The 17,492-nt window shown below is 71.4% G+C and carries 14 protein-coding genes; 9 read left to right on the top strand and 5 right to left on the bottom strand.

What is annotated here, in order from left to right; translation table 11 throughout:
* Position 1 precedes the first annotated feature (1 nt).
* On the top strand, positions 2–1,960 hold the full coding sequence (locus ABD679_RS03845) for a tetratricopeptide repeat protein (RefSeq protein WP_344758611.1): 1,959 nt from the start codon (positions 2–4) through the stop codon (positions 1,958–1,960).
* A 12-nt stretch (positions 1,961–1,972) separates the two neighbouring features.
* Here ABD679_RS03845 and ABD679_RS03840 read toward each other — a convergent pair whose 3' ends face one another.
* From ABD679_RS03840 to ABD679_RS03830, 3 genes are all read right to left on the bottom strand, one after another.
* Positions 1,973–4,234: a DUF2167 domain-containing protein gene (locus ABD679_RS03840; protein ID WP_344758610.1), complete on the bottom strand. Its 2,262-nt coding sequence runs from the start codon at positions 4,232–4,234 to the stop codon at positions 1,973–1,975.
* A 229-nt stretch (positions 4,235–4,463) separates the two neighbouring features.
* The gene (locus ABD679_RS03835) at positions 4,464–5,384 is read right to left on the bottom strand and encodes a DMT family transporter (protein WP_344758609.1); all 921 of its coding nucleotides are present in this window, start codon (positions 5,382–5,384) and stop codon (positions 4,464–4,466) included.
* A gap of 125 nt (positions 5,385–5,509) precedes the next feature.
* Positions 5,510–7,714: a GGDEF domain-containing protein gene (locus ABD679_RS03830; protein WP_344758608.1), complete on the bottom strand. Its 2,205-nt coding sequence runs from the start codon at positions 7,712–7,714 to the stop codon at positions 5,510–5,512.
* A 237-nt stretch (positions 7,715–7,951) separates the two neighbouring features.
* Here ABD679_RS03830 and ABD679_RS03825 point away from each other — a divergent pair, with 237 nt between their 5' ends.
* From ABD679_RS03825 to ABD679_RS03805, 5 genes are all read left to right on the top strand, one after another.
* On the top strand, positions 7,952–9,712 hold the full coding sequence (locus tag ABD679_RS03825) for a glutamine--tRNA ligase/YqeY domain fusion protein (protein ID WP_344758607.1): 1,761 nt from the start codon (positions 7,952–7,954) through the stop codon (positions 9,710–9,712).
* Positions 9,713–9,720: 8 nt separating this feature from the next.
* Positions 9,721–10,143, top strand: coding sequence for a hypothetical protein (locus ABD679_RS03820; protein ID WP_344758606.1), 423 nt, complete (start codon positions 9,721–9,723; stop codon positions 10,141–10,143).
* Positions 10,143–10,718 carry a nucleoside deaminase gene (locus ABD679_RS03815; RefSeq protein ID WP_344758605.1) on the top strand — a complete coding sequence of 192 codons (576 nt, stop codon included), beginning with the start codon at positions 10,143–10,145 and terminating at the stop codon, positions 10,716–10,718. Before ABD679_RS03820 ends, ABD679_RS03815 begins: the two co-directional genes overlap by 1 nt.
* Positions 10,719–10,764: 46 nt before the next feature.
* Positions 10,765–11,856, top strand: coding sequence for a 23S rRNA (cytidine(2498)-2'-O)-methyltransferase RlmM (rlmM, locus tag ABD679_RS03810; RefSeq protein WP_344758604.1), 1,092 nt, complete (start codon positions 10,765–10,767; stop codon positions 11,854–11,856).
* Between the two features lie 68 nt (positions 11,857–11,924).
* Positions 11,925–12,674, top strand: coding sequence for an EF-hand domain-containing protein (locus tag ABD679_RS03805; RefSeq protein ID WP_344758603.1), 750 nt, complete (start codon positions 11,925–11,927; stop codon positions 12,672–12,674).
* Between the two features lie 201 nt (positions 12,675–12,875).
* Here the strand turns inward: ABD679_RS03805 and ABD679_RS03800 are convergent, their stop codons facing one another.
* Positions 12,876–14,054, bottom strand: coding sequence for a UbiH/UbiF family hydroxylase (locus ABD679_RS03800; protein WP_344758602.1), 1,179 nt, complete (start codon positions 14,052–14,054; stop codon positions 12,876–12,878).
* On the bottom strand, positions 14,051–15,274 hold the full coding sequence (gene ubiH / locus ABD679_RS03795) for a 2-octaprenyl-6-methoxyphenyl hydroxylase (RefSeq protein WP_344758601.1): 1,224 nt from the start codon (positions 15,272–15,274) through the stop codon (positions 14,051–14,053). Before ubiH ends, ABD679_RS03800 begins: the two co-directional genes overlap by 4 nt.
* 74 nt (positions 15,275–15,348) lie before the next feature.
* Between ubiH and ABD679_RS03790 the strand changes: the two genes are divergently transcribed.
* From ABD679_RS03790 to ABD679_RS03780, 3 genes are read left to right on the top strand one after another with little or no spacing between them, the layout of a single operon-like run.
* Positions 15,349–15,951 carry a hypothetical protein gene (locus ABD679_RS03790; protein ID WP_344758600.1) on the top strand — a complete coding sequence of 201 codons (603 nt, stop codon included), beginning with the start codon at positions 15,349–15,351 and terminating at the stop codon, positions 15,949–15,951.
* A gap of 9 nt (positions 15,952–15,960) precedes the next feature.
* Positions 15,961–16,515 (top strand): cob(I)yrinic acid a,c-diamide adenosyltransferase, encoded by a 555-nt coding sequence (locus tag ABD679_RS03785; RefSeq protein ID WP_344758599.1) that lies wholly within the window; start codon positions 15,961–15,963, stop codon positions 16,513–16,515.
* A 51-nt stretch (positions 16,516–16,566) separates the two neighbouring features.
* Positions 16,567–17,478 carry a histone deacetylase family protein gene (locus ABD679_RS03780; RefSeq protein ID WP_344758694.1) on the top strand — a complete coding sequence of 304 codons (912 nt, stop codon included), beginning with the start codon at positions 16,567–16,569 and terminating at the stop codon, positions 17,476–17,478.
* Positions 17,479–17,492: the final 14 nt, after the last annotated feature.

Raw genomic sequence — 17,492 nt, 5'->3', positions numbered from 1 at the left:
CGTGGCCGGCACCGGGGGGCGCAGCGGCAAGGCAGTGCGTGTCGGCGCCTCGCGGGTCACGCTGGGCCGCCTGATCAAGAGCGGCGGCGCGGGTAGCGTGTACCTGCTGCCGCGACGGCCGCAAAGCGTGGCCAAGCTCTACCACGACCACCTGCATCCGGATGCCTACAGCCGCAAGGTGGAGGCGATGCTGGCGCTGAGTCCGGACCTTCCCGTGCGCGAGGAGCACGGCGAGCGGTACGTACAGATCGCGTGGCCCACCGAACTTGTCCACGATGACCGCGGCCGCTTCCTCGGCTTTCTGATGCCGCTGCTGGACATCGCTGCGACGTCGGAACTGGAAACCGTGCTCCAGGAGCGCCAGGCCGCCGCCCAGGGCCTGCCGACCGGGCTGGGCGCCAAGATGACCTTGGCCGCCAACCTCGCATCGGTGATCGCGGCCCTCCACCGCAGGCAACACTACGTGGTGGACCTGAAGCCGGTGAACCTGCGCTTCTACCGGGAGTCGCTGTACATCGCCCTGCTCGATTGCGACGGCTTCAGTATCCAGGGCCGCGGCGAACGTTTCCGCGCCAGCCAGTTCACGCCTGACTACCTCGCGCCTGAGTTCCAGCGCGGCGGTGTCGCGTCCGAAGGCGAACGTACGCAAGACCTGTTCGCGTTGGCCGTGGTGGTCTTCCGGCTGCTCAACTTCGGCATCCATCCGTTCACCGGAAAGCCCGGGTCGCAACGCGTGCCGACGGACATCCCCGGGCGCATCCGCGACGACTGTTATGCCTATGGCCGGCGACCGAACCCGGCGATGGCGCCCAGCCCCGTCAGTGGCCATGCACTGATGCCGGGAGAACTGCGCGACCTGTTCGACCGCGCCTTCGGCGGACGTGACCGCCCGGATGCAGACGAATGGGCCAAGCTGCTCACCCGCTACGCCCGCCGCGATGGTGGCCAGCTGGTCGGTTGCCGGCGCAATCCCGCGCACCAGCATTTCACGGGGATGGCCTGCGCCGCGTGTGCACGCGCCGAACTGCTGGAACGCTCCCGTCGCCAGGCACGGGCACAACCGCGACAGACACGGGCACGGCGTGTGCACACGCCTGCACCCGGCCGTGCACACGCGACGACGACTGGTCCGCGACGCGGCGCTCCACAGTCCGGACCATCTGCCGGTGGCACATCCGGTTGCCTGACCGCGATCGTCATCGTCGTGCTCGGCTGCATCCTGATGTCACGGTCCTGCGGCAACGACCCGGTTCCCGCCGATCCGATCCGTCCCCACGCCACGATCTCCCGTCCGGTCGTCGTGGAGCAGCGTGCCGAACCGGATCCGCTACCCCCCATCGTGCCGGTCACCACCAGGCCCGATCCCGCCCGGATGGAACATGCAACATTGGGCGTCCTGGAGGCGATGGGCGCCGGCGACGCATCCGCATATGCACACGCCATGGCCGAACTGACCGCTGCGGCGCAGGCGTATCCGCGTGCACAACCGGCCAGCCTGCAGGCGTATTTCGCCGGAATCGGACAGCGAAACGAGTCGACTCGCGAGAGATTGGAAACGCGGGACGATGACCTGCGTGCCATTGTCGAAGCCGACCCGTACGCCGCCTTCGCCGTGATCGAACTGGGCGTCCGGTTGCTGCTTCGCGGCCGCCCCGCCGAGGCCCGCGCCATGTTCACGCAGGCCGCAGCGACCGATCCCCGCAACCCCAAGGCCTGGTACGGTCTTGGACTGAGCTACCTGGAAGAAGACCAGGCACGTGCAGCCGCCGGCATCGCGGTGGCCCAACTCGGGTTTGCCAACGGCGACGAAGCCGATGCCACGGCCGGCATCTTCGACCTAGCGCTGCAGAACGGATCCGACACCCGCCAGCGCCTGGCGTCTGCCAAGGCCAGGGCCGGGGAACTGGCCGCAACATTGCGCGACGTACCTGTCCGGAACGAAGCGGCGCGCACCCGCTGAGGCACGGCGCCGCTACGGACGTCGCAAACTCCCGAACGAGAGCCGCCAGCCGGCCACCACCACCGCCAGCAGGACCAGGACGGCCAGCACGGCGGCGACCCGCCCCGTCGCGGTCACGCCGGCTGCCGGCGCATCGGGACGGAGCCGGCGCGCTGGCGTACCGGTGATGTAGCCGGTCAGGTCCATGGCCGCTTTCCTGTCGCCAGGGCGCGCATCGGTGTAGACCTGGTCTTCGTCGAAGCGGACACCCGCCATCACCTGGTCGAGCGACTGCTGCGCCAGTACGGCGTAGTCCTCCCCGAACACCCACCCGTTGGCGCTTTGCGCCGCCAGCACCCATTGCCTGCCCAACTGCACGCTGTTGACGGCGTAAGCATTGGAATCCCTGAAGGCCCAGTCCAGTCGATGCCGGTCGCCGTCCCAGCGCGGCTGGCGCAGCCAGTCGATCGAATGCCTTGCATAGCCGCTTCGAGCCCCTGCGAACCCGGCCACACCGTCCCGCATGCGCAGTTTCAGCGAATCCGGGTCGAGCCGCTCGTCGTCGACCGACACATGACCCGCCTCCACCAGCGCAAAGCGCAGCACAACCATCATGTCGTCGTCGACCACGAGGGCAAACGGCAGGCCATCGTCGGGTGGCAGCAGCTCGCCGAACAATGACCGCACGGCCGGCACGTAGTCCGCGGCCAGGTAGCGGTACCCCGGCGGCAGGTCGAGCGTCACCGGTCCCTCCAACCGGACCACCACCGGCCCCCTCTGCCAGGGCGCATTGAAGATCTGCTGCTCGACGGACGGTTCCGAGTCCGGTATCCCCGCCAGGCGCCACCGGAGACTGCCCAGCCCGGCAACTCTCTCCCGGGCACGCAGAACACGCACTGCCATGACGCGTGCGTCGTCCAGGCCGGAGTCCGCGGGCACATCCCATCCCTGGCCCCGCGACGATGCAGCCACGAAACAGCTGGCTTCCACGTCGCGCGGCCAGATGATCTCGTCGCGGGCATTGCGCACGACCTCGATACCGCACGGCAACTTGCTCTTCGTGGCCAGCCGCGCGCCGCGGGCATCGATCCAGTCGACCGTCTCGTCCCGGTCGCGACGGCCGGCCCGCCAGACATCGCCGGCGCGCGGTGACTGGTCGTACCACATCCAGGCGGGTTCGAATCGTGCGTAGACGGCCTCGGTGAGCGCCTGTCCCTTCCGGTCGATCAGCCGCCAGTTCCCGTCGCTCCGCCGGACGGCTGCCGCACCGGCGGAAAAGTCGTCGACAGCGTCGTAATCGACCTTCAGGATTGGCCGCCCCTGCAGATCGATCAGCACATGGCGGTCCTGTCCGCCGCGCTCGGACTGCGTGACCCAGGCCACTCCGCCGGAAAAGCGCGTCGTGCGATCCCAGCCGTGCTCGGGCGTCACCAGCGGCCGCACGGACCGCATGTCCAGCAGCCCCCGCTTGCCGCGGTCGAGCGCGTAGAAAAACCGGCCCTCGCCGGCGTACTCCAGAACGCCATCTTCGGGTACGCGGAACAGCACCTTGCCGTGCCGATCGAGCAACGCATCGTGGTCGAAACCATGTTCAAGTACGCGATCGGCGGACAGCGGCGTGAGCCGATAACGCTTGGCCCAGGGGGCCAGGATGTTTCCCCGGGCGTCGACGGTCGCCATGCTGGCCTGGTCGATGTTCGAACTCGACCGCACGCTCGGGCCACGGTCGACCGCCGCCATGCCGAAGCGGAAGGCGTCGCAGCCGTTCCACTTTCCGGCAAAAGCCTGCTCGCCGTCCGGCCGAATGTAATAGCAATCGGCGTGCCCGTCGTTGGGGCCGCCGATCCAGTCCTCGACCACGGCGAGCCCTTCCGAAAACGCCCCCGCGATGAAGTAACGCGCCGGGACGACCCAGTTCCCGCGGTGGTCGACGTAGCCGCTGAGGCCACGGACTCCACCCCTCAGGCTTGCTGGCGCCAGGCCATCGCTGAAACGCCCGAGTTCCGCGAAGCGCGGCTCGAACAACAGCCGGCCGTCGGAATCGAGCACGCCCGCCTTTCCTTCCCACCTGGTTTCCCAGAGATCGTCCCTGGCATACAGCGCCGAGTAGGCCGGCTCGACAGCCCACGTGCCGTCCCTGGCCAAAAGCCCGCACTGCTGCTCAAACACACTGACACACACGGGAATCAACGCCGGTGGAGGCGCGTTCTCCGGATCCGGTGGACTGATCTCCGCTCTCGCCGGGCCACCCAGGAGGGCGACGCCGACCAGCCCCCACAGACCGGTGGCGCGCAAGCACGTCACCATGCCCTGGCGTAACCGCGATGGGCTCGTCCGCGCGCAGGAGGCCGACTCAGCGCCAGGCCGCCCGGGTCTCCGTGGCCGGAAGGCCCCGGATCCGACGCAACGTAATTCCAGTGGCATACGCAGTCCTTGCGAAAGCCCGATGGGCGTCGGCGCATTATCGTTGGCCGTGCGCCATGTTCCCAACCCACCGCTGCTCGAGCCGGCGGCGGGTTGCGGATCAGGCAGGCTGCTCCGGCAACCGCGAACGCCCCTTCAGCCCGGCCAGGAAGATCCCCGCCAGGCTCAGCGCGAGCCCGAACCATTCCCGCGGCTCGGTGGCGCGGTCGAACAGCCACGCATCCAGCACAAACGCCACCACCGGCTGCAACAGCAACAACAGCCCGACCAGTGCCACGCGCAGCTGCGCCATCGCGCGCGAGATCAGCACCCAGCTCAGGCAGTGGCCGAACCCGGCCAGCGCCAGCAGCACCACCAGCGACTTCAGCGACGGGATCGCGAACGGCGCGCCCTCCGCCGCGGCCGCGCCGCCGAGGAACACCGCGCTGACCAGCGCGGCGATGCCCAGCACCTGCGCCACCGGCGCCGCCGCGGCACGGTCGACGTGCGCCTCGCCCTGCGCGCGCCGCAGGCACAGGTTGTAGGCCGCGTAGCACACGCCCGTCCCCAGCCCCAGCCACACGCCCCATCGGTACTGCGGCGGCAGCTGCGGCCAGTGCGTGCCCAGCATCAGCCACAGCCCGGCGAACGCCAGCAGCAGGCCGGCAACGAAGCGCGGACCGAGTCGTTCGTGGAAGAACAGCACCCCGGCCAGCGCCATGAAGAACACCTGCGCGTTGCCCAGCAGCGTCGCCAGCCCCGGCCCGACCAGCAGGATGCTGCGATGCCAGAGCCACAGGTCGGCGGAGAACGCAGCGCCGGTGAGGGCGATCCAGAGCCAGGCCCGCGGCGACAGCGCACGCCAGCCGCCGGACACCAGCACCCAGCCCAGCAGCATCGCGCCGGCGAAGGCCATGCGCCAGAACGCCGATACGGTGGGCGGCGTACCGGCGAGCTCGACCATGATGCCGTTGGTGCCGATGATCGCGGCGCCGGCCAGCATCCAGGCAAGTGCCCCGGGCTCGGCTTTCGAACGGGTCATCGCAGCGCCCCCTGCACGGACTCGCCGGAACGGCGACGGCACATGGTAATGACTCGCGTGGGAACTGCCCTTGTGGGAGCGGCCATGGCCGCTCCCACAAGGGCCAGGCAAAGAGCCCTATGGGCTCAACTGAACACCGCCGGCGCCACGTGCACGCGGTTGCGGCCGCCGCGCTTGGCGGCGTACAGCGCCTTGTCGGCGCGGTCGATGGTGTGGGCAGGGCGCTCGTCGTGCAGGCGCGTGGCCACGCCCACGCTCACGGTCAGGCGCAGCGGCTGGCCTTCCCAGTCCAGCGCCAGCCGCTCCACGTCGGCGCGCAGCGCCTCGCCCAGCTGGCGCGCCGCCGCACCGCCGCGACCGGGCAGGACCGCGATGAACTCCTCGCCGCCGTAGCGTCCCAGCAGGTCGTCCTCGCCCAGCGCCGCGCGCAGCGCCTGCGCGACCGAGCGCAGGCAGTGGTCGCCGCAGGCATGACCATATTTGTCGTTGATGGCCTTGAAATGGTCCATGTCGACGAACAGCACCGAAATCGGCTGGCCGTCGCGCTCGACCTCGCCGAAGCTGCGCCCCAGCCACTGGTCGATGGTGCGGCGGTTGAAGGTGCCGGTCAGCGCGTCGAGCTCGGCCGAGCGCCGCAGCTGGATCGCCGTCAGCGCCTGGTCGACGTGGACCAGTGCCAGGCGGATGAACTCGCCGGCCAGCGCCATTTCCTCGGTGGTGAAGCCCTCGCCGCCGGCGCGTTCGAGCTGCAGCATGCCCCAGGCCGGGGCGCGGATCGGCAGCGGCACCAGCGCCTCCATCGCCACGCCGCCGGCAGCCTCGCCCGTGGCCACCGGCTGCTGCAGCGGAATGCCGTTGGCGGCCTGACGCTTGAGGGCCAGCCCACGCCTGGCGACCAGCGCCTCGACCCCGGCCTTGGCCGCAACCGGCACCACCACCAGCACGTCCTGCCCGCGATAGCCCTGCGCCACGACCAGCGCGCGGTCGGCGCGCACCAGCGGTGCCAGCCGTTCGAGCAGCAGGTGGAAGGCGGTCCACGCGATATCGCCCTCGGCGCTGCCGCGCAGCTGCGCCTGCAGCGTGGCGTTGAGATCCGAGCGCGCCGCCTCGCGCTGCATGCGCCGCTCCGAGTCCAGGCGCGCCAGCTGGTCGCGGTCGCGCTGGTCGCGGTAGTCGCCGATACGGTTGATGACGCCGACGGCGAGGATCGCCATCGCCCCGGCCAGCGCGATCTGGTCGCCGGCACGCAGCCATGGGAGATTCCCGATGTGTCCGAGCAGCATCAGCTGCCGCACCACGCCGGCGGCGACCGTCAGTGCGCCGAGCACGGCCAGCGGCCCGCCCATCGGCAGCCGGCGGCGGGCCGCGTCGAACACCAGCCACAGGCAGGCCAGCGCGCAGGCCACGCGCGCGGCCAGGGCCGCCGGCTGCAGCCAGCGGAGCAGCACCTGTAGGTCCAGCAGGGACACCGCAGCCAGCACCGCCATCGCGATGCAGCCGACGTCGATCGCGCGCGCAATGCCGGGGTGCGCCGCGCGCGTGCCTGCGTAGCGCAGCAGCAACTGCGGCAACGAGGCGCAGAGCAGGAACTGCAGCGCCAGCAGCCCTTCCACGCCCCACGTCGCCAGCCAGCGCAGCCCGTCGACCTGGTACAGGTGGCCGTTCGCCGCCGACAGCGTCAGCAGCGTGAGCGTCGCGCTGCCGAACAGGCTCAGGAACAGCCGGTCGCGCGCCGCCAAGAACAGCGCAAGCGCCAGCAGCGCAAGCGTGAACAGGCTGGCGTAGATCGTCGCGCTGATCGCCACGCCCTGGCGCTCGACCCGCCAGGCCTCGATGCCTTCGAGCACCCGCGGCCGCAGCACCACGGGCAGTTCGCTGCGTACGCGCAGCTGGAGGTCGATGTCGCCCTGCCAGTCCTGCGGGAGGTGGAAGAAGAAGCCCGTCGGCAGCGGGCCCGCGCGGGCGTGCGGGTGGAAGAAGCCGCGCTGCTCGCTGTCCCAGCCGTTGCCGGCCAGCTGCACGGCGTCGACCGGCTTGCGTTCAAGCCAGACCATCCACGTCGCATCGGCATCGCCATCGGCGCGCGGCGGCAGCCTGAAGTGCAACTGCGCCCACGTGTCGCGGCCGTTGCCCTCGACACGCAGCGCCTGCCCGTCCGCGGTGACCGCGGCCGCGCCGGCGCCCGGCAACGGCGACATCCGCACCGGCACCAGCTCGGCGGCGGGCAGCCCGCCTGCGACGGCGCTGGCGACCAACGCGAGCAGGGCCAACAGGCAGCCTGCAACCAGCCACTCGTGGTGCGACGAATTACGCAGTGCGCGCAGGATCATCGGAACCTGCCACCGCCCGGGCCATGACCGCCGCGCCACACCGCAGCCGCCAATCCGGACTGTCCCCCTGTCTGCATCCAGCGCATTGCTTCCCCCCGCCCATACCCTACCGCACGCAACTTGCATGCCAGCCAGGCCGCCGCAACGGCCGTGGAGGGGCCACGCAGGTGTCTCCAGGTGTGCGCCCGCGACCACCGGGCTCGGCTAAACTGTTGTTTTTCCCCGGCACCCCCGCCCATGAGCCACCGCACCGCCCCCGGCGCCGACACCGCCGGCGACCCGGCACCGCCCGCCGAAAAGCAGGATTTCATCCGCCAGATCGTCCGCCAGGACCTGGCCAGCGGGAAGCATTCGGCCATCCGCACCCGCTTCCCGCCCGAGCCCAACGGCTACCTGCACATCGGCCACGCCAAGGCGATCTGCCTGGACTTCGGCATCGCCGCCGAGTTCGGCGGCCTGTGCAACCTGCGCTTCGACGACACCAACCCGGCGAAGGAAGACCCCGAGTTCGTGCAGGCGATCCAGGACGACGTGCGCTGGCTGGGCTTCGACTGGGCCGGCCTGCGCCATGCCTCGGACTACTTCGAGGTGTTCTACCTCGGCGCGGAGAAGCTGATCCGGCAGGGCGACGCCTTCGTCTGCGACCTGTCCGCGGAGCAGGTGCGCGAGTACCGCGGCACGCTGACCGAACCGGGCCGCAATTCACCGTACCGCGATCGCAGCGTCGAGGAAAACCTCGACCTGTTCCGCCGCATGCGCGCGGGCGAGTTCGCCGACGGCGCGCGCACGCTGCGGGCGAAGATCGACATGGCCAGCGGCAACATGAACTTGCGCGACCCGGCGCTGTACCGGATCAAGCAGGTCGCGCACCAGAACACCGGCGACGCCTGGCCGATCTACCCGATGTACGACTACGCGCACTCGCTGGGCGACGCGATCGAGGGCATCACCCATTCGCTGTGCACGCTGGAGTTCGAGGACCACCGCCCGCTGTACGACTGGTGCGTGGACAGGGTCGATCTTGCGAATTCGCCGGAACTGCTCGCGCCGCTGCTGGGCAAGGGCCTGCCGAATGAGGCCGCCAAGCCGCGCCAGATCGAGTTCTCGCGCCTGAACATCAACTACACGGTGATGAGCAAGCGCAAGCTCACCCAGCTCGTGGCCGAAGGCCTGGTCGACGGCTGGGACGACCCGCGCATGTACACCCTGCAGGGCCTGCGCCGGCGCGGCTACACGCCGGCGGCGCTGCGGCTGCTGGTCGACCGCGTCGGCATCAGCAAGCAGAACTCGGTGATCGACTTCTCGGTGCTCGAAGGCTGCCTGCGCGACGATCTCGACGCACGCGCGCCGCGGCGGATGGCGGTGGTCGAGCCGCTGAAGTTCGTGCTCGCCAACCTGCCCGAAGGCCATACAGAGACGCTGACGTTTCCCAACCACCCGAAGGACGAATCCTTCGGCACGCGCGAGGTGCCGTTCTCGCGCGAGCTGTGGATCGAGCGCGGCGACTTCGCCGAAGTCCCGCCCAAGGGCTGGAAGCGACTGGTGCCCGGCGGCGAAGTGCGCCTGCGCGGGGCCGGCATTGTGCGCTGCGACGAGGTGGTCAAGGACGACGACGGCAACGTGGTCGAACTGCGCGGCACGCTCGACCCCGAGTCGCGCCCCGGCATGGAAGGCGCCAACCGCAAGGTCAAGGGCACGATCCACTGGGTCGATGCGACCCGCGCGGTGGCGGCGGAGATCCGTCTCTACGACCGCCTGTTCTCGGTCGCCAATCCGGACGACGAGGCCGACGGCAAGACCTACCGCGACCACATCAACCCGGATTCACGCGCGGTGGTGCAGGGTTATGTCGAGCCCGCGGCGGCAGCGGCCGAGCCCGAGACGCGGTTCCAGTTCGAGCGGACCGGGTATTTTGTCGCCGACCGCCGCGATCATCGCAGCGACGCCCCGGTGTTCAACCGCGCCGTCACACTGCGCGACACGTGGACGCAGAAGTGAGACCAACCATGACCCGCTTCCTCCGAATGCTTGCCCTGTGCCTGTGCGCCACGCTGGCCGCGTGCGCCGCGCCCGCCACCAGCGGCGACGCCGCGCCGCAGGACACCGCCGCCAAGGCGCCGCCGACGATGTCGCGTCCGCTGCCGCCCAACCGGGTCCGCGAAGCGCCGGTCATCGACTACAGCTGCAAGGCCGACAGCGATTGCGCGGTGAAGAACGTCGGCAACTGCTGCGGGATGATGCCCGCCTGCGTCAACAAGGACAGCCCGGTCGACCCCGCGGCGGTGCAGTCGCAGTGCGCGAAGGACGGCCGCATGGGCATCTGCGGCTTCCGCGAAATCAAAAGCTGCTCGTGCAATGCCGGCCGTTGCGAACCGGCCGAAGGTTTCATGCCGCAGGATTCCCGGCCGGCGTCGAAGGTGAAGCTGTGATGCTCTACGCGCAGGTCCACCTCACCCTGCCGGCATGGGTGCACGACGCGGTCGATACGACGCGCCTCTACGAATCGGACGCCGACAAGGTCGCGCTGGCGATCGAGCTGTCGCGCCACAACCTCGAGTCGCGCACCGGCGGCCCGTTCGGCGCCGCCGTGTTCAACGAGGCCGGCCGCATCGTCGCTGCTGGCGTCAACGTGGTGCTGCCGCAGAACACTTCGCTGGGCCACGCCGAAACCATGGCCTACATGCTCGCCCAGCAGCGCCTGCAGCGCGCGCGCCTGAACCGCGACGACGCCGGCGATCCCGACGGCCGCTACACCCTGGCGACCTCCGCGCAGCCGTGCTGCCAGTGCTACGGCGCCACGATCTGGGCCGGCATCGACCGCCTGCTGATCGGCGCCCGCGCCGAGGACGTGATGGCGCTGACCGAATTCGACGAAGGCCCGCTGCCCGCCGACTGGGTGGGCGAACTGGAACAGCGCGGCATCGAGGTCGTGCGCGACATCCACCGCGACGACGCCCGCGCGGTGCTGCGCGCCTATGGCGAGGGCGGCGGGCAACACTATTGAGCCCCGGCTGCCGCCCTGTAGCCGATCTGCCCGTGGGCAATGCACGATGACCGGACTGCTCTGCTACTGCCGCGCCGGCTTCGAGCCCGAACTGGCCGCCGAGCTCACCGCGCGCGCCACCGGGGCCGGTTTCGCCGGCTACGCGCGCACCGAACGCAACAGCGGCTTCGTGGTGTTCGCCTGCGACGAGACCGACGCGCTGTCGCACGCGCTGCCGTGGCGCGGACTGGTGTTCGCGCGGCAGAAGCTGCGCGTGCTGGCGGAGCTGCGCGGACTGGATCCGAACGACCGCATCACCCCGATCATCGAAGCACTGCAGGCAGGCATGACTGCCGGCCAGCCCCATGGCGCACTGCTGGTCGAGCATCCCGACAGCGACGCCGGCAAGCCGCTGGCGGGACTGGCACGCGCGTTCGGCAACGCCCTGCGTCCCGCGCTGCGCAAGGCGGGGCTGCTCGCCGCGCGCGACAGCGACGCACTGCCGCGCCTGCACGTGTGCTTCATCGACGGCGACCACGCCTTCGTCGCCGTCGCCGATCCCGCCGACAGCGCGCCCTGGCCGCTGGGCATCCCGCGCCTGCGCCTGCTCGCCGATGCGCCCTCGCGCTCGGCGCTCAAGCTCGAGGAAGCCCTGCTCACCCTGCTCGACGACGACGAGCGCACCGGCCTGCTGCGCGACGGCATGCAGGCCGCCGACCTGGGCGCCGCGCCCGGCGGCTGGACCTGGGTGCTCGCACGCCACGGCCTGCGCGTGAGCGCGATCGACAACGGCCCGCTGCGCCAGCATGTCCTCGATACCGGGCTGGTCGAGCACCTGCGCGCCGACGGTTTTCGCTGGCAGCCGCCGCGGCCGCTGGACTGGATGGTCTGCGACATGGTCGAACAGCCGCGCCGGGTCGCCGGGCGCATGGCCACCTGGCTGCGCGAGGGCTGGTGCCGGCAGGCGATCTTCAACCTCAAGCTGCCGATGAAGAAACGCTGGGACGAAACCCGCCTGTGCCTGGACCTGTTCGCCGAGCAGGCGCAGCGACCGCTGGCGATCCGCGCGCGGCAGCTGTACCACGACCGCGAGGAGATCACGGTATTCGCACGCCAGGCCCCGGCCATGAGACATTCAGTCCCTGTTTCCGGGGATTGACGCCGCATTCATTGGGCTGCTCCTAACGTTCGCTGCGCGATCCCGGAGAGTCCCGGAAGGAGCACACCATGATCCGTTCTACCCAGTCACGACTGGCGATCGCCATGCTGGCGGCGCTGGCCACCGGCAGCGTGTACGCGCAGGCCACCATCGAATCCGCGCAGAGCAGGCCGAGCACCGAGCGCAACGCGCAGGATGCAAACGCCGAGGCGCAGGCGGCACGCAGCCAGGCCCAGGCCGCGCGGGAAGCCGCGCGCGCTGCCGAACAGGCGCGCCGCTCCGGCGCCGTCACCGCCGAGGGCGCGGCGGCCGCCGATTACCACGCCTACCAGGCCGACCAGGCGTCGCGCGCGGCGCAACAGGCTGCGAACATGGCCGGCAACTCGGCCAATGACGCCAACGGCGCGCGCGCCGCCGCGCGCAGCGGCACCGCGCATGGGTTCGGCGCGACGGTCGAAGGCCGCACGGCGTCGGGCCAGGCCCAGACCGCCTCCGCCCTCGCTGCCGAAGCGGCAGCCGATGCACGGGCCGCGGCGCAGGCGGCGCAGGACGCCATCACCGCCCCGCCGCCCCCGCCTCCGCCGCCGCAGGTCGAGCCCACGGGGCCCAGCGAGCCGCTGGTGACCTTCACCTCCAGCCCCTCCAACTCGGTCGTCGGTGACTACCGGATCGACTTTGCCGCGCTGGACAGCAACGGCAACGGCAGCATCAGCCGCAGCGAAGCGAAGGCCAACGCCACCCTGAGCGCCGAGTTCGACGCGGTGGACAACAACCACGACGGCAAGCTCGACAAGCAGGAACTGGCCGGCTGGATGTAGGGCCGCACGCCTTTCGCCACGGCGTCGCAAACGTAGCCCCGCACATGCGGGGCTTCGTTTCGATTCTTCTTTTCGATTCTTCACCCCGGCCTCTTGTGGAAGCGGCCATGGCCGCGATGCCTTTCATGACAGGCAGATCGCGGCCATGGCCGCTCCCGCAGGGCCGCTGCTCCCGCCAGGCGTCGCTCTACCAACCGCCGCTCAAACCCCGGCCGCACGCCTCCACAGCGCATGCGTCACCCCGGGCAGCCGCCCGGCAAGCCCGAGCAGCGGCCCGCGCAGCAGCGTGCGGTGCATGCCGTCGCTGGAGAACAGCCGGTTGATGCCGTCGTAGGCGTGCGCGGCGACCGCGTTTTCGCTGGCGCGCGCCCGCGCCCAGCGCGCGAGGCGGTGCGGCGTGGTCCAGTCGGCGTTGCGACTGCGCGCGGCTGCAACGGCGTCGCGCAGCGCGGCCACGTCGCGCAGGCCGAGGTTGACGCCCTGCCCGGCCAGCGGATGCACCACGTGCGCGGCATCGCCGACCACCAGCACGCGGCCGTGCACCTGCGACTGCACCAGCTGCCGGCGCAGCGGGAACGCCGCCCGCTTCGACACCGCCCGCATCGCGCCCAGCCGCGCATCGAAGGCGCGCGTGAGTTCGCGCGCGAATCCGTCGTCGTCGAGCGCCAGCACCTCGTCCGCACGCGCATCGGGCAGCGTCCAGACGATGGAACTGCGCCCCTCCGCGAACGGCAGCACCGCCAGCGGGCCGGTCGGCAGAAAACGCTGCCACGCGGTTTCCTCGTGCGGCCGCCCGGTCTCGATGAAGGCGACCACGCCGCGCTGGCCGTAGTCGTGGCGGCTGACCTCGCCGCCCGCGAGTTTGCGCAGGGTGGATCCGGCGCCGTCCGCGGCAATCGCCACCCGCGCCTCGACGCGGCTGCCATCGTCCAGCCGCAGGCGCACGCCGGCGGCGTCCTGTTCCAGCCCCTCGACCCGCGCCGGCATGCGCACCTCCACGCCGGCACGCGCGAGCGCGGCCCAGAGCCGGTCGACCAGCAGGCCGTTCTCGACGATCCAGCCCAGTTCGCGACGGCCCACGGCGTCGGCGTCGAATGCCAGCTCGCCGCCGCCGGCGGCGTCCCACACCCGCATGCGCCGGTATGGCTGCACGCGAGCCTCGAGCACGCCGCGCCAGGCGTCGAAGCCATCGAGCAAGGCAGCGTTGTCGGGGGCGAAGGCGAACACCCGCAGGTCCGGATGCGCCGGTGACCAGCGCGCGGGTTCCGCGGCTTCGACCAGGGTCACGTCGAGGTCGAGCCCGGCCAGCGCCAGCGCGCAGGCCGCGCCGACCACGCCGCCGCCGACCACCACCACGTCGCTGCGGGCGCGGCGGCTCACGACGACGCGCGCCTGCACAGCGCCGGTACGTCGCCGCGATAGCCCATCGCGCCGCCGACCAGTTGCGCCTGCGCCGACGGCAGCCGGTCCAGCGCCAGCAGTCCGAGGCTGCGCAGCGGCCGCAGCAGCGGCGCGTCGTTCGCGGTCAGCCGCGCCAGGCCGTCGCTCATCGCCAGCGTGCGTTCGCGGTCCCCGCGGCGGCGCCGGACGTGTTCGGCGAGCAGTTCCGGCGCGCCGGGATCGCCACCGCGGGTTTCGACCAGTTCGGCCAGCGTCAGCGCGTCGCGCAGGCCGAGGTTGAAGCCCTGCGCGCCGATCGGGTGCAGGGTCTGCGCCGCGTTGCCGACCAGCGCGGCACGCGGCGCGACCGTTTCACGCGCGACGGTGCGGATTACCGGATAGGCGCTGCGCGCGCCGACGGACACGAAGCGTCCGGCGCGCCAGCCGAAGGCGCGCTGGATGCGTTCGAGGAAGGCCGCGTCGTCCAGCGCCTGCACCGCGTCGGCCTCGTTACGGGCCACGCCGTGGACGAGGCCGTAATGGCGGTCGCCGCGCGGCAGCAGCGCGGTCGGGCCGTCGGCGCCGAGTCGCTCGTACGCGGTCCCGTCGGGCGCGCGCGCCGCGCGCAGGCGGGCGACGAACAGGGTCTGCAGATAGTCGTGGCTGTCGGCGCCGATGCCCAGCGCGTCGCGCACGCCGCTGCGGGTGCCGTCGGCCGCGACCAGCAGCCGCGCGCGCAGCTCGTGTTCGCCGCCATCGTCGGCGATGCGGATCGCGCGCGCGCCGCCGTCGCCGTCGCCCTCGCCCTCGCCGAGCCCGATGAAGCGCGCGGGCCGGTAGCGCGTCAGCCGCTGCAGTTCACCCAGCCGCGCTTCCAGCGCCTCGCCGAAGTCGCGCGCCACCACCACCCGGCCGAAGGCCTCGCGGCCGTAGTCGGCCGCCGCCAGCAGCACGCGGCCGAAGTCGCCGCGGCGGCTGGCGTGGATGCGGGTGATGGCGCCGGTGGGCGCGCGCAGCCGGTCCATCACGCCCAGCGCCTGCAGCGCGTTGACGGTGGCCTCGGCGAAGCTGAGGTTGCGCTCGTCGAACACCGCCGGCAGCGTGCCCGGCGGCGTGGCCTCGACCAACCCCACGTCCAGCCCGATCCGGTCCAGCGCGATCGCAAGGCTCGCCCCGACCAGGCCGCCGCCGACGATCACCACGTCATGTCCGGTCTCCATGGCGCCATGATACGGCCCGGCCCGCGCCGTTTCGCTAGAATGAGCGCAGTCCGCACCGCGCCCGGAGCCCCTCCATGAACACCAAGCTGCAACGCGTCCTCGTCCTGTCCCTGCTGATCCTGCTGATGGCGGCGACGCGCTCGCATGTCTTCACCCACTTCGGGCCGGTGCCCGACGCGTCATGGGCGGTGTTCCTGCTCGGCGGCTTCTACCTGCGCGGCTGGTCGCGCTGGGCCTTCCCGCTGCTGATGGTGCTGGCGGTGGGCATCGACTGGGCGGTGATCACCCGCCAGGGCATGGATTTCTGGAGCCACTACTGCGTGTCGCCGGGCTACTGGTTCCTCGTGCCCGCGTACCTGTCGATGTGGCTGGGCGGACTGTGGCTGCGCCGCAACTACACCGGCGCCAGCGTCGCCGCGCTGGGCCGGCTGGCCGTAGCCGTGGTCGCGGCGACCGCGCTGTGCCACCTGTTCGCCCAGGGCGGCTTCTACTGGTTCAGCGACAGCGTTGCCGATCCGACCTTCGCCGGCTGGGCGAAGAACTACGGCGACTGGTTCCTGCCCTACCTGCGTGGCACCGCGATGTTCGTGGCGATCGCCGCGATCGCGCAGGTGGTGTGCGAACAGGTCGCCGCGCACGCCGCACCGGTCGCGCACGACCGCAAGAAGAAGGCCTGACCGGCCGCCGTGGGCAATCGCCTCTCGAAGATCTACACCCGCACCGGCGACGACGGCACCACCGGCCTGGGCGACGGCAGCCGGGTGGCGAAGGACTCGGCGCGGGTCGATGCCTACGGCACGGTCGACGAGGCCAACTCCTGCATCGGGCTGCTGCTGGCCGCGGACGTCGCCGATGACATCCGCGACCTGCTGACGACGATCCAGCACCAGCTGTTCGACCTCGGCGGCGAGCTGTGCATCCCCGGCCACGCCGCGATCCACGACGCCGACATCGACCGCCTGGAGCAGCACCTCGACCACTACAACGAGGCGCTGCCGCCGCTGAAGGAATTCATCCTGCCCGGCGGCGGCGAAGCCGCCGCGCGCTGCCACGTCGCCCGCACCGTGGTCCGCCGCGCCGAGCGGCAGGCGGTGACGCTGGCGCGGCAGGAAACCGTGCGTCCGCAGCCGATCCGCTACCTCAACCGGCTGTCCGACCTGCTGTTCGTGCTTGCCCGCGTGCTTGCCCGCGCCAGCGGCCACGGCGAGGTCATCTGGCAGCACGAGCGCCGCAAGCCCTGAGCATGGCCGGTCGCGGGCGCGAGGTGCTTCCATGAGGATGTCGCCGTGAGCCTGCCGGTCTTCACCCACGCCGCCTGCCTCGCCCACGACACCGGCTCCGGCCACGCCGAGCGGCCGCAGCGGCTGGGCGCGGTGATCGAGGCGCTGCGCAACGGCTTCGACGACCTCGACTGGCGCGAAGCGCCCCGCGCCGGGCGCGGCGAACTGCTGCGGGTCCACGACGAATCGCTGCTCACGGCCGTGCTGGAGGCGCATCCGGCACAGCCGGTCGCGCTGGACCCGGATACGGTGCTGTCGCCGCAGTCGGCCGAAGCCGCCCTGCGCGCGGCCGGCGCCGGCGTGGCGGCGGTGGACCTGGTGCTGTCCGGCGAAGCGCCGGTCGCCTTCTGTGCGGTCCGCCCGCCGGGCCACCACGCCACCGCGCACGCGGCGATGGGCTTCTGCCTGTTCAACAACGTCGCCGTCGCCGCCGCGCACGCCCTCGAAAGGCACGGGCTGGCACGGGTGGCGATCGCCGATTTCGACGTCCACCACGGCAACGGCACCCAGGCGATCTTCGACGCCGAGCCGCGCGTGCACTACCTCAGTTCCCACCAGATGCCGCTGTATCCGGACACCGGCCACGTGCACGAGCGCGGCGCCGGCAACGTCCTCAACGTGCCGCTGCCGCCGGGCACCGGCAGCCGCGGCTTCCGCGCCGCATGGGAGGACCGGCTGCTGCCGGCGATCGACGCCTTCCGCCCGCAACTGCTGCTGGTCTCGGCCGGCTTCGACGCGCACTGGCGCGACCCGCTGGCGCAGCTGCAGCTGGAGGCCGACGACTTCGCCTGGCTGACCGTCGAGCTGCGCCGGCTGGCCGACGCCCACGCGCACGGGCGGCTGGTGTCGACCCTGGAGGGCGGCTACGACCTGCAGGCGCTGCGCGAATGCGCCCTGGCCCACGTCGGCGCCCTGCGCGACTGACGCGCCGGCCGCAT

Origin of the sequence: Luteimonas lutimaris, assembly GCF_039537065.1 — a bacterium.
Classification (GTDB): Bacteria; Pseudomonadota; Gammaproteobacteria; order Xanthomonadales; family Xanthomonadaceae; genus Luteimonas; species Luteimonas lutimaris.
Note: the sequence above shows the minus strand (reverse complement) of the source record. Positions and strands in the feature narration are given on the sequence as shown.

What these genes read in the sequence shown, in the direction of transcription:
- ABD679_RS03835 (WP_344758609.1), bottom strand. Translation starts at nt 5,384, where the DNA reads ATGACCCGTTCGAAAGCCGAGCCCGGGGCACTTGCCTGGATGCTGGCC.
- ABD679_RS03830 (WP_344758608.1), bottom strand. Translation starts at nt 7,714, where the DNA reads ATGATCCTGCGCGCACTGCGTAATTCGTCGCACCACGAGTGGCTGGTT.
- ABD679_RS03825 (WP_344758607.1), top strand. Translation starts at nt 7,952, where the DNA reads ATGAGCCACCGCACCGCCCCCGGCGCCGACACCGCCGGCGACCCGGCA.
- ABD679_RS03820 (WP_344758606.1), top strand. Translation starts at nt 9,721, where the DNA reads ATGACCCGCTTCCTCCGAATGCTTGCCCTGTGCCTGTGCGCCACGCTG.
- ABD679_RS03815 (WP_344758605.1), top strand. Translation starts at nt 10,143, where the DNA reads ATGCTCTACGCGCAGGTCCACCTCACCCTGCCGGCATGGGTGCACGAC.
- rlmM (WP_344758604.1), top strand. Translation starts at nt 10,765, where the DNA reads ATGACCGGACTGCTCTGCTACTGCCGCGCCGGCTTCGAGCCCGAACTG.
- ABD679_RS03805 (WP_344758603.1), top strand. Translation starts at nt 11,925, where the DNA reads ATGATCCGTTCTACCCAGTCACGACTGGCGATCGCCATGCTGGCGGCG.
- ubiH (WP_344758601.1), bottom strand. Translation starts at nt 15,274, where the DNA reads ATGGAGACCGGACATGACGTGGTGATCGTCGGCGGCGGCCTGGTCGGG.
- ABD679_RS03790 (WP_344758600.1), top strand. Translation starts at nt 15,349, where the DNA reads ATGAACACCAAGCTGCAACGCGTCCTCGTCCTGTCCCTGCTGATCCTG.